Source organism: Falsiroseomonas oleicola (assembly GCF_019029495.1).
Lineage (GTDB): Bacteria > Pseudomonadota > Alphaproteobacteria > Acetobacterales > Acetobacteraceae > Falsiroseomonas > Falsiroseomonas oleicola.
This window is the reverse complement of sequence record NZ_JAERQM010000001.1, coordinates 846,801-856,878: the sequence shown is the minus strand read 5'-3', so window position 1 is coordinate 856,878 and position 10,078 is coordinate 846,801. Positions and strand designations below refer to the sequence as shown.

11 protein-coding genes are annotated in these 10,078 nt (G+C 69.9%); all 11 read left to right on the top strand.

The annotated features are described in order from the left end of the window. Positions 1-5 precede the first annotated feature (5 nt). From puhA to JJQ90_RS03960, 11 genes are read left to right on the top strand one after another with little or no spacing between them, the layout of a single operon-like run. Positions 6-782, top strand: coding sequence for a photosynthetic reaction center subunit H (gene puhA / locus JJQ90_RS04010; RefSeq protein WP_216873144.1), 777 nt, complete (start codon positions 6-8; stop codon positions 780-782). Next, positions 779-1,441, top strand: a complete 663-nt coding sequence (gene puhB / locus JJQ90_RS27225) for a photosynthetic complex putative assembly protein PuhB (RefSeq protein WP_216873143.1) — start codon at positions 779-781, stop codon at positions 1,439-1,441. The genes puhA and puhB overlap by 4 nt, the downstream gene beginning before the upstream one ends. Before the next feature lie 12 nt (positions 1,442-1,453). Continuing rightward, positions 1,454-1,900: a photosynthetic complex assembly protein PuhC gene (gene puhC / locus JJQ90_RS04000; protein ID WP_216873142.1), complete on the top strand. Its 447-nt coding sequence runs from the start codon at positions 1,454-1,456 to the stop codon at positions 1,898-1,900. A gap of 5 nt (positions 1,901-1,905) precedes the next feature. After that, a complete protein-coding gene (locus JJQ90_RS03995; protein WP_216873141.1) occupies positions 1,906-2,238 on the top strand; it encodes a hypothetical protein in 333 nt (110 codons plus the stop codon). Then, positions 2,226-3,329 carry a magnesium-protoporphyrin IX monomethyl ester (oxidative) cyclase gene (gene acsF, locus JJQ90_RS03990; protein WP_216873140.1) on the top strand — a complete coding sequence of 368 codons (1,104 nt, stop codon included), beginning with the start codon at positions 2,226-2,228 and terminating at the stop codon, positions 3,327-3,329. The genes JJQ90_RS03995 and acsF overlap by 13 nt, the downstream gene beginning before the upstream one ends. A gap of 5 nt (positions 3,330-3,334) precedes the next feature. After that, positions 3,335-4,123 carry a putative photosynthetic complex assembly protein PuhE gene (gene puhE, locus JJQ90_RS03985; protein ID WP_216873139.1) on the top strand — a complete coding sequence of 263 codons (789 nt, stop codon included), beginning with the start codon at positions 3,335-3,337 and terminating at the stop codon, positions 4,121-4,123. 52 nt (positions 4,124-4,175) lie between these two features. Then, positions 4,176-5,387: a 5-aminolevulinate synthase gene (gene hemA, locus JJQ90_RS03980; RefSeq protein ID WP_216873138.1), complete on the top strand. Its 1,212-nt coding sequence runs from the start codon at positions 4,176-4,178 to the stop codon at positions 5,385-5,387. Further along, on the top strand, positions 5,387-6,442 hold the full coding sequence (gene bchI / locus JJQ90_RS03975; protein ID WP_216873137.1) for a magnesium chelatase ATPase subunit I: 1,056 nt from the start codon (positions 5,387-5,389) through the stop codon (positions 6,440-6,442). The genes hemA and bchI overlap by 1 nt, the downstream gene beginning before the upstream one ends. Further along, positions 6,439-8,178 (top strand): magnesium chelatase subunit D, encoded by a 1,740-nt coding sequence (locus tag JJQ90_RS03970; protein WP_216873136.1) that lies wholly within the window; start codon positions 6,439-6,441, stop codon positions 8,176-8,178. The genes bchI and JJQ90_RS03970 overlap by 4 nt, the downstream gene beginning before the upstream one ends. After that, on the top strand, positions 8,178-9,068 hold the full coding sequence (gene bchO / locus JJQ90_RS03965; protein ID WP_216873135.1) for an alpha/beta fold hydrolase BchO: 891 nt from the start codon (positions 8,178-8,180) through the stop codon (positions 9,066-9,068). The genes JJQ90_RS03970 and bchO overlap by 1 nt, the downstream gene beginning before the upstream one ends. Further along, positions 9,065-10,078 carry a phytoene/squalene synthase family protein gene (locus JJQ90_RS03960; protein WP_216873134.1) on the top strand — a complete coding sequence of 338 codons (1,014 nt, stop codon included), beginning with the start codon at positions 9,065-9,067 and terminating at the stop codon, positions 10,076-10,078. Before bchO ends, JJQ90_RS03960 begins: the two co-directional genes overlap by 4 nt.

The window sequence follows — 10,078 nt, the reverse complement described above, 5'->3', positions numbered from 1 at the left end:
AAGAAATGCCCGGCGCACATCAATTCGTCCAAATGGATCTGGCGGCGGGGCTGCTCTATGCCTTCTTCGCCTTCTTCTTCATCCTGTGCCTGTGGCTGCACCGGGAGGGAAAGCGTGAGGGATATCCGCTGATCTCCGATCGTCCGAGCCACCCGCTGCGCGTGCCGATCGAGGGCTTTCCGGGCGTTCCGCCCCTCAAGCACTTCAAGCTGGCGCATCCCGATGCGCATGCGCTCAACCGGCAGGAGCGGGACCTGAGCGCTCTGCTGGAGCCGGCGGATGGCTATCCCGGCGCGCCGCTGCTGCCGACGGGGGACGCGATGCGCGACGGTGTTGGTCCCGCATCCTACGCCCAACGCGCCGATGTTCCGGACCTCGCCTTCGATGACGGCCTGCCCAAGATCATCCCGCTGCGCGCCGCACCCGGCTTCGTCATCGGTGAGTCCGATCCCGATCCGCGCGGCAAGCCGGTGGTGACGCTGGATGGCAAGATCGCCGGCGTGGTCGTCGATCTCTGGGTCGATCGGTCGGAGATGATCCTGCGCTACCTGGAAGTGGAGGCCAGCGGCGGTGCACGCCGCGTGCTGGTGCCGATGTTCCTGGCCACCATCAATGCTGCGGGCACGGTGCGCGTCATCTCCGTCACCGCCGCGCAGTTGGCGGCGGCGCCGGGCATCGCCCTGCCGGAGCAGATCACGCTGCTGGAGGAGGACAAGGTCTCCGCCTATTTCGGCGGTGGGCATTTCTACGCCACCGCTGCGCGCAGCGAGCCGCTGCTGTGACGCCCCGCCCCGAAATCGCCGAGCATGATGGGGAAGTCATCCCCGGACTGCCCGGCCCGCTGCCGGCCGGCGAGAGCATTCTGTGGCAGGGTTCGCCGATCTGGCAGGGTGTTGCCCGCCGCGGCCTCTTCGTGCGTGGCGTCGTCATCTACTTCCTTCTGCTCGCGCTGCTGCGCGGCGCCGATCTGACGGCAGGCGGTGCGGGCCTGTCGGAGACGCTGGCCGGCGCGGCCCTGCTGGTCGTGATCGGCGCGGTGCCGGTGGCGCTTCTGCTGCTGTTTGCCGGACTCTCGGCGCGCAGCACACTCTACACGATCACGACGCGGCGAATCGTTTTGCGCGTGGGTGTGGCGCTGCCGATGACCATCAACATTCCTTTCGCGGTGATCGAATCGGCCGGCGTGATTCGGCATGCGGATGGCACGGGCGATGTCGTGGTCAAGGTGATGGAGCCCCATCGCGTGTCGTGGATGGCGCTTTGGCCGCATATCAGCCCCTTCCGTCTGGCGCGGCCGGAGCCGATGCTGCGCGCGCTGGCGGATGCGGACGAGGCCGCGCAGATTCTCGCGCGGGCGCTCGCCGCATCGACGGAGCGCCAGGCACCAGCCGTCGTATCGGCCGGTGTGTCCGCGCCTGACCGCGCCGAAGCGATGGCCTGAGGGGAGAGAGACATGTCGCAGACATTGGCGGAGAATCCCCTTCTGCGCCGTCCGGCGCTGATCTGTGGGGGCATGGTGGCGGCGACGCTGGCCTTCGTGCTCGCCACGCCCCTGCTGCAACGGGGCCATGACGGGGCGACGCCCGTGGTGCTCGTGCAGCGCGACCTGTTCTTCGCCGATCGCGCCGATGGCGGCGTCGCCATCACCGATTCCCGCAGCGGTGCCGAAGTGGCGGAGTTGCTGCCGGGCGAGGGCGGCTTCGTGCGTGGAACGCTGCGCAGCCTGGTGCGGGAGCGGCGGCGGGAACAGATCGGCGCGGCCACGCCGTTCCGCCTGACCGCCTGGCAGAGTGGCCGAATCACGCTGGAGGACCAGGCAACAGGTCGCCAGCTCGACCTTCACGGCTTCGGCCAGACCAATGCGGAAGCCTTCGTGCGTTTCCTGACCAACAAGGAGTAACCAGGATGAACGGCCGCTGGGGAGTGGGCCGGGCGATCTTCGGTAGGGAGGAATCCTTCGAAGTGCCCTGCACAGTGGATATCGAGAGAACAGCCGACAGCTTCCATGCCTATGCGGTGCCGGAGGGTGTCTTCCTTCGGCCTGGCGATCGAGTGATCGTGCATGGCGCACCGGACCACGTGGCCTTCGGTGAGCGCATGCGCTTCGAAACGCGCGCGACCGTGCTGCGGGCCGGGCCGTTGACGCGAATCTGGACGCAATGGGTTGCAATCTTCGAGCTGACGGAGCTGTATCATTGCGGCTTCGAGGCCAAGGAGGACATGGCATGGAACGCTTGATCCTCGACGAGGCGGCGCCAATCGGCACGCCGGGCGGCCGCCCCGACGCCACCGGTATCGCCACCAAGATGGCGCTGACCGAGACGGCGTTGTCGCCACGCTTCTACACCACCGATTTCGCGGCGATGGACCGGATCGACATCTCCCCCGTGCGGCAGCAATGGGATGCGATGATGGCGGAATTCCACGCCGATCCGAACAAGGGGCATTTCACCCGGACCGCCGAATTCGACGCATTCGACATCAAGGCGCTGCCGGAGCCGTTGCAGAAGGAATTGCTGGAATTCCTCGTCAGCTCCGTCACCGCGGAGTTCTCCGGCTGCGTTCTCTATGCCGAGATCAAGAAGCGCGTCACCAATCCGGACATGAAGGACATCTTCGGCGTGATGGCACGGGATGAAAGCCGGCATGCCGGCTTCATCAACGATGCGCTGAAGGATGTCGGCGTCGGCGTTGATCTCGGCTTCCTGACCAAGGCGAAGAAGTACCACTACTTCCAGCCGAAATTCATCTTCTACGCGACCTATCTGTCCGAGAAGATCGGCTATGCCCGCTACATCACCATCTTCCGGCAGTTCGAACGGCATCCGGAGTTGCGCTTCCACCCGATCTTCAAGTGGTTCGAGAACTGGTGCAATGACGAGTTCCGCCATGGGGAGGCTTTTGCGCTGTTGATGCGGGCAAACCCGCATCTGCTGAGCGGCACCAACGTGTACTGGGTGCGGTTCTTCCAGCTCGCGGTCTTCGCGACGATGTATGTGCGCGACCATGCGCGGCCGGAATTCCACAAGGCGCTCGGCATGACGCCGACGGAATACGACATGAAGGTCTTCCGCATCACGGAGGAGATCTGCCGCCAGGTCTTCCCGGCGACGCTGGACGTGGACAATCCCAGCTTCCTGCGTGGCCTGGAAAGGCTGCGCCGAATTGCCGAGGGAATCGCTGCGGCAAGGGCGAAGGGCGGTGTGCTCGGCGGCGTGAAGCGCGCCGGGCTGACGGTGGCCGCGGCGGCCAGCTTCGCGCGGCTGTATCTGCTGCGCCCGCGCCGCCAGCCGCTGCCGGCCGATCCGCGCCTGCAGCCGGCCTGGTAGCGGATATGGCCGAGCATGGGCTGCCCGCGCTGTTCACCCTGTTCATCTGGTGGTTCAGCACGGGCATCATCCTGTATCTGGATGGGCTGCGGCGGGAGACCTTCCGCTGGACCATGCTCGGCGCCAGTGCGCTGCTGTTCGCGGCCCTCATTGGGCTGCACATGGTGGCCTGGGATGTGACCATGCGCGGTGCCTATCTCGGCTTCTTCTGCGCGCTGCTGATCTGGGCCTGGGTGGAGATGGCCTTCCTGACAGGCATGGTCACGGGGCCACGGCGCATCGCCTGTCCCGAGGGCGCGCGCGGCTGGGTTCGGTTGCGCGCGGCGGTGGCGGCGATCCTGTGGCATGAGCTTGCGATTGTCGCGGGATTGGTGGCGATTGCGGCAGTCAGCTGGGGCGCGCCGAACCAGTTCGGGCTGTGGACATTCCTGGCCTTCTGGATCATGCGCCTGAGCGCCAAGCTGAATGTCTTCCTCGGTGTTCGGAACCTAGCAGAGTCCTTCCTGCCGGAACATCTGCGCTACATGGAGAGCTTTTTCCGCCGGCGGCGCATGAATGCGCTCTTCCCGCTTTCCGTCCTCGCAGGCATCATCGCCTGCGTGCTGCTGGCGAGGGCGGCGATGGCGGGGCATGCTTCGCCGCACGAGGCGGTCGGCTATTCTTTGCTCGCCACGCTCGTGGCGCTCGGCCTGATCGAGCATATCTTCATGGTGATGCCCGTGCCGGCGGATGCGCTCTGGCGCTGGGGGCTTGCCTCACGCAAGGGACGGCCCGCGCCGTCGCATGTGACATGACAGGGTGCGATTCAACGCGCCAGGGACGACGACCGGCCACAGGGGGTCCGAGATGAATTACGAATCCTTCTTCCGTTCCCAGCTCGACACGCTCCGCCGCGAGGGGCGCTACCGCGTCTTCGCCGATATCGAGCGCCAGGCCGGGCAGTTCCCGAAGGCCATGCGGCACCGCAACGGCAAGACCACGGAAGTGACCGTCTGGTGCTCCAACGACTATCTCGGCATGGGGCAGCATCCCAAGGTGCTGGCGGCCATGCACAAGGCGCTGGACCAGCACGGCGCTGGTGCTGGCGGCACGCGCAACATTTCCGGCACCAATCACGAGCATGTCCTGCTGGAACGTGCGCTCGCCCGGCTGCATGGCACGGAGGACGCGCTGCTGTTCAATTCCGGCTACATGTCCAACTGGGCGTCGCTGTCGACGCTGGCGGGGCGGATGCCGGGCTGCGTGATCGTCTCCGACGAGATGAACCACGCCTCGATGATCGAGGGCATGCGCCATTCCCGCGCCCAGCGCCGCATGTTCCGGCACAATGACATGGCGGATCTGGAACGGGTGCTGTCGGAAATCGATCCCTCCGCGCCGAAGCTGGTGGCCTTCGAGAGCGTCTATTCGATGGATGGCGACATCGCCCCCATCGCCGAGATCTGCGACATCGCCGAGAAGTACGGCGCCATGACCTATTGCGACGAGGTCCATGGCGTCGGCCTCTACGGCCCGAATGGTGGTGGCATCACGGATCGCGACGGCGTCGCGCATCGGTTGACGGTGATCGAGGGGACCCTGGCAAAGGCCTTTGGGGTGATCGGCGGCTATATCGCTGGCTCCGCCGCCATGTGCGATTTCGTGCGCAGCTATGCCAGCGGCTTCATCTTCTCCACCGCCCTGCCGCCGGCCATCGCCGCGGGCGCGCGCGCCTCCATCGAGCATCTGATGGCCAGCGATGTGGAGAGGGTGCGGCTGCATGAGCGGGCGGCGACGCTGCGCCGGCGGCTGGACGGGATCGGCGTGCCGCATCTCGACAATCCCAGCCATATCGTGCCGGTGATGGTGGGCGACCCCGTGGTCTGCAAGGCGATCAGCGACATCCTGCTGGATGAGCACGGCGTCTATGTGCAGCCGATCAACTACCCCACCGTGCCGCGCGGCACGGAGCGTCTGCGCATCACGCCGAGCCCGGTGCACAGTGATGCCGACATGGATCGGCTGGTGGAGGCGCTGTCCGCCGTCTGGGCGCAGTTCAGCCTGCAGCGGGCGGCTTGATGGATATCGGAACCACGGCGGCGCGCAGCCGCGCGGCATCGCGGCCGGTCTTCCCCTTCGCCGCGATCGTGGCGCAGGAGGAGATGAAACTGGCGCTGCTGATCGCGGCGGTCGATGCCTCCGTTGGCGGCGTGCTGGTCTTCGGCGATCGCGGCACCGGCAAGTCCACGGCGGTGCGCGCCCTGGCGGCGCTGCTGCCGCCGATGCGTGCCGTGGCCGGCTGCCGCTTCGGCTGCGATCCGGGACGTGTCGCGGAGCTGTGCGATGCCTGCCGTGATTCGGCCGAGTTGGTCGCCATCAGCGTGCCCGTGCCTGTCGTGGATCTGCCGCTGGGCGCGACGGAGGACCGCGTGGCCGGCGCACTGGATATCGAGCGCGCGCTGGCGCATGGCGAGAAGGCCTTCGAGCCGGGGCTGCTGGCCCGCGCGCATCGCGGCTTTCTTTACATCGACGAGGTGAATCTGCTGGAGGATCACCTGGTCGATCTTCTGCTGGATGTCGCGGCCTCGGGCGAGAATGTGGTGGAGCGCGAGGGCATCAGCATCCGCCACCCCGCGCGCTTCGTCCTGGTGGGCAGCGGCAATCCCGAGGAAGGAGAGTTGCGGCCGCAATTGCTGGACCGCTTCGGCCTTTCGGTGGAGGTGCGCACCCCGACCGACCTTGCGACGCGTGTCGAGGTCATCAAGCGTCGCGATTCCTTCGAACGCGATCCCGCCGCCTTTCTCGCGCATTGGGACGCGGAGGCCGAGGCGGTGCGCGAGCGCATTCTGGCGGCCCGCGCGCTGCTGCCGGCGGTCGTCGTGGCGGATGCGGTGCTGGAGGATGCGGCACGGCTCTGCATGGCGCTCGGCACCGATGGGTTGCGCGGAGAGCTGACATTGCTGCGCACGGCCCGCGCGCTGGCGGCGCTGGAAGGCGATGCGGCCGTGGGCGTGGCGCATCTGCGCCGGGTCGCGGCGCCGGCCCTGCGCCACCGGTTGCGCCGCAACCCGCTGGATGAGGCGGTGGCCACCACCCGTGTCGATCGCGCGGTGGCGGAACTGTTCGGGTCATGACCGAAGGCGCCGCCCCCGCAGCCGAGATGGATGGGGGGCGCGCCGCGCTGCTGCTGGCGGTCGATCCGGAAGGGCTGGGCGGCGCCGTGCTGCGCGGTCCGCCGGGGCTGGCGCGGGAGGCCTGGCTGGCCGCGCTGCGGGAGTCGCTGCCGGCGGGCACGCCCTGGCGGCGCCTGCCACTCGGCATTCCGGATTCGCGTCTGCTGGGCGGGCTCGATCTGGCCTCGACCCTGGCCACGGGGCGCGCCGTCGCCGAACGTGGCGTGCTGGCGGAGGCCGATGGCGGCATCGTCCTGGCCGCGATGGCGGAGCGTCTGGCGCTGGGCACGGCGGCGAAGCTCGCCGCGGTGCTGGATGTCGGCGAGGTTTCGGTGCAACGCGATGGCCTCGCTCTGTGCCTGCCGGCGCGCATCGCCCTGGTGGCGCTGGATGAGGGGCTGACGGCGGAGGAGGCTGTGCCGACCGCGCTGTCCGAGCGTCTGGCTTTTCGGGTCGAGCCTGACGACCTCGCCCTGGACGCCGTGGATGTCAGCGCCGCGCGCACGCTTCTGCCGCAGGTCGAAGTCCCGGAAACGCTGCTGCCGGCGCTTTGTGCCGCCGCGCTGGCCTTCGGCATCCATTCGATGCGCGCCCCGCTTTTCGCGCTGCGGGCCGCCCGCGCCTCGGCGGCGCTGGAGGGGCGGGGCCTGGTGGACCAGGCCGATGCGGCGCTCGCGGTGCGGCTGGTCTTCGGGCCGCGTGCCACGCAACTGCCGGCCGAATCACCGCCGGACTCCGAACCCGCCCCGCCCGAGCCCTCGCCGGAGCAGCAGGCGGAATCGCCGCCCCAGGCGCAGCCGGATTCCGCGATGATGGAAGACATCCTGCTCGCCGCGACGCGCGCCGCCATGCCGGCGGGCCTGCTGGCGGCGCTGGGTGCGGGCGTGCGGGAATCGGCGCGCCGTGCGGCGGGCGCGGAAGGGCGCGCGGGCCAGAGGCAGCTTTCCGCCCGGCGCGGCCGGCCCATCGGCACGCGCCCCGGCATGCTGCGCGATGGCGCGCGGCTGTCACTGATCGAGACGCTGCGCGCCGCCGCGCCCTGGCAGCGCCTGCGCCGCCAGCAGACCTCCGCCGGGCCGCTGGTGCGGGTGCGGCGCGACGACATCCGCCTGCTGCGCTTTCGCCAGACCACGGAAACCACGGCGATCTTCGCCGTCGATGCCTCCGGCTCTGCCGCTTTGGCGCGGCTGGCGGAGGCCAAGGGCGCGGTGGAGGCGCTGCTGGCGGATTGCTATGTGCGGCGCGACCGCGTCGCCGTGGTGGCCTTCCGGGGCCGTGCCGCGGAACTGCTATTGCCGCCGACGCAATCCCTGCTGCGCGCCCGTCGCAGCCTCGCCGGCCTGCCTGGCGGTGGCGGCACGCCCCTGGCCGCCGGACTCGACGCGGCGATGGCGCTGGCGGAGGACGCCCGGCGCAAGGGCCGCACGCCCTTGCTCGTGCTGCTGACCGATGGCCGCGCCAATGTCGCGCGCGATGGCCGCACGGGGCGCGCGGTGGCGGAGGCGGATGCGCTGGTCGCCGCGCTGCCCCTGCGCCTGTTCGGCCTTGCGACCTTGCTGGTGGACACCGCACCGCGCCCGAGCCCCTTCGCGCGCCAGCTCGCCACCGCCATGGGCGCGCGCTACCTCGCTCTGCCGGCCAGCGATCCGGCGCGCCTGTCCGCCGCCGTCAACGCGACCAACCGGGCGGCGGCGTGATGGCCAGCCGCCCCGACTGGCAGGTTGAAGGACGGGACTGGCCGAACCGCGCCGCCAGCCGCTTTGTCACCGCCGCCGGGCTGCGCTGGCATGTGATGGTGATGGGGGAGGGGCCTGTGCTGCTGCTGCTGCACGGCACCGCCGCCGCCACCCATTCCTGGCGCGACATGCTGCCGCTGCTGGCGCGCCATTTCACCGTGGTGGCGCCGGATCTTCCAGGTCATGGCTTCTCCGATGCCGTGCCCGCCGCGCGGCTTTCGCTGCCGGGCATGGCGGCGTCCGTCGCGGCGCTGCTCGATGTGCTGGGGCTGCGGCCGGCGCTGGCGGCGGGACATTCGGCGGGGGCGGCGATTCTGCTGCGGATGGCGCTGGATGGGCGCATCGCCCCCGGCGCGATCCTGAGCCTGAACGGCGCGCTCCAGCCGCTGGGCGACCGCCATGCGGCCTTCTTCACCCGCGCGGCGCGGCTGCTGGTCGGCCTGCCCTTCGTGCCGAGTCTCTTCGCCTGGCGCGCCGCCGATCGCGCGGTGGCCGAACGGCTGCTGCGGGATACCGGCAGCCGCATCGACGCGCGCGGCGTTGATCTTTATGCGCGGCTGTTCCGCCATTCCGGGCACCTTGCCGCCGCGCTCGGCATGATGGCGCATTGGGATCTGGTGCCGCTGCTGCGCGACCTGCCGAGGCTGGTGCCACGACTGGTACTGGTGGTGGGGCAGGGGGATCGCGCCGTGCCGCCTGTGCAGGCACAGGCGGTGCAGCGGCGCCTGCCCTCGGCACGCATCATCACCCTGCCGGGCCTCGGCCATCTGGCCCATGAGGAACGGCCGGCCGAGGTCGCGGCGTTGATCCTGACAGAGCATCCGGATGCGGCGGAGGAGTTGGCAGCATGAAGGATCTCGGCGCCGCGGACCTCGCCGCCTGCCGCGTGCTTCTGGCCGGCGGATCGAAATCCTTCCGGGCCGCCTCGCGCCTTCTGCCTGCGCGCATCGCGACGCCCGCCGCCGCGCTCTATGGTTTCTGCCGCGTGGCCGACGATGCGATCGACGAGGCGCCGGATCCCGCGGCGGCGCTGCCGGCCTTGCAGGCGCGGCTGGATGCGATCCTGGCCGGGCGCCCCCAGCACCATCCGGCGGATCGCGCCTTCGCCGTTGTGGTCAGGGATTTCGGCATTCCGCGCGCCTTGCCGGCGGCCCTGGTCGAGGGCTTCGCCTGGGATGCGGCGGGGCGGCGCTATGCCGATCTGGCGGCGCTGGAGGGTTATGCGGCGCGCGTCGCGGCCTCCGTCGGCGTGATGATGACGCTGCTGATGGGTGTGCGCGACCCCGTGGCCCTGGCGCGGGCCTGCGACCTGGGCGTGGCCATGCAGTTGACGAACATCGCGCGCGATGTCGGCGCCGACGCGCAGATGGGCCGCCTGTACCTGCCGCTGGACTGGATGGCGGAGGCGGGGCTGGAGGCGGAGGCCTTCCTCGCCGCACCACGCTTCACCCCGGCGCTGGGCGATGTCGTGCGGCGGCTGCTGCGCCATGCGGATACGCTTTATGCGCGGGCGGAACAGGGCTTTGCCTATCTGCCCTGGGATTGCCGCGCGGGAATCGGCGCGGCGCGGCATGTCTATGCGGCGATCGGTCGCGCGGTGGAAGGCCAGGGCGGCGATTCCGTCACGCATCGCGCCGTGGTGAGCGGTTCGGCCAAGGCGCGGCTGATGGCGCGCGGCATGACGGCGCTCGCCGCCCGTCCCGCCCGCCACCCGGCGCCGCCCCTGCCGGCGGTGCGCTTCCTGGTGGAGGCCGTCGGCACCCAGGCTGTGCCGCCGGCGCTGGCGGACCGCATCGCCCGCGCCGTCGCGCTGTTCGATCGGCTGGGGCAGAACACGGCCCTCGGTCCCATGACGCGATAG

Coding starts and splice junctions, on each gene's coding strand:
- puhE (WP_216873139.1), top strand. CDS start 3,335: ATGGCCGAGCATGGGCTGCCCGCGCTGTTCACCCTGTTCATCTGGTGG.
- hemA (WP_216873138.1), top strand. CDS start 4,176: ATGAATTACGAATCCTTCTTCCGTTCCCAGCTCGACACGCTCCGCCGC.
- bchO (WP_216873135.1), top strand. CDS start 8,178: ATGGCCAGCCGCCCCGACTGGCAGGTTGAAGGACGGGACTGGCCGAAC.
- JJQ90_RS03960 (WP_216873134.1), top strand. CDS start 9,065: ATGAAGGATCTCGGCGCCGCGGACCTCGCCGCCTGCCGCGTGCTTCTG.
- acsF (WP_216873140.1), top strand. CDS start 2,226: ATGGAACGCTTGATCCTCGACGAGGCGGCGCCAATCGGCACGCCGGGC.
- puhC (WP_216873142.1), top strand. CDS start 1,454: ATGTCGCAGACATTGGCGGAGAATCCCCTTCTGCGCCGTCCGGCGCTG.
- bchI (WP_216873137.1), top strand. CDS start 5,387: ATGGATATCGGAACCACGGCGGCGCGCAGCCGCGCGGCATCGCGGCCG.
- JJQ90_RS03995 (WP_216873141.1), top strand. CDS start 1,906: ATGAACGGCCGCTGGGGAGTGGGCCGGGCGATCTTCGGTAGGGAGGAA.
- JJQ90_RS03970 (WP_216873136.1), top strand. CDS start 6,439: ATGACCGAAGGCGCCGCCCCCGCAGCCGAGATGGATGGGGGGCGCGCC.
- puhA (WP_216873144.1), top strand. CDS start 6: ATGCCCGGCGCACATCAATTCGTCCAAATGGATCTGGCGGCGGGGCTG.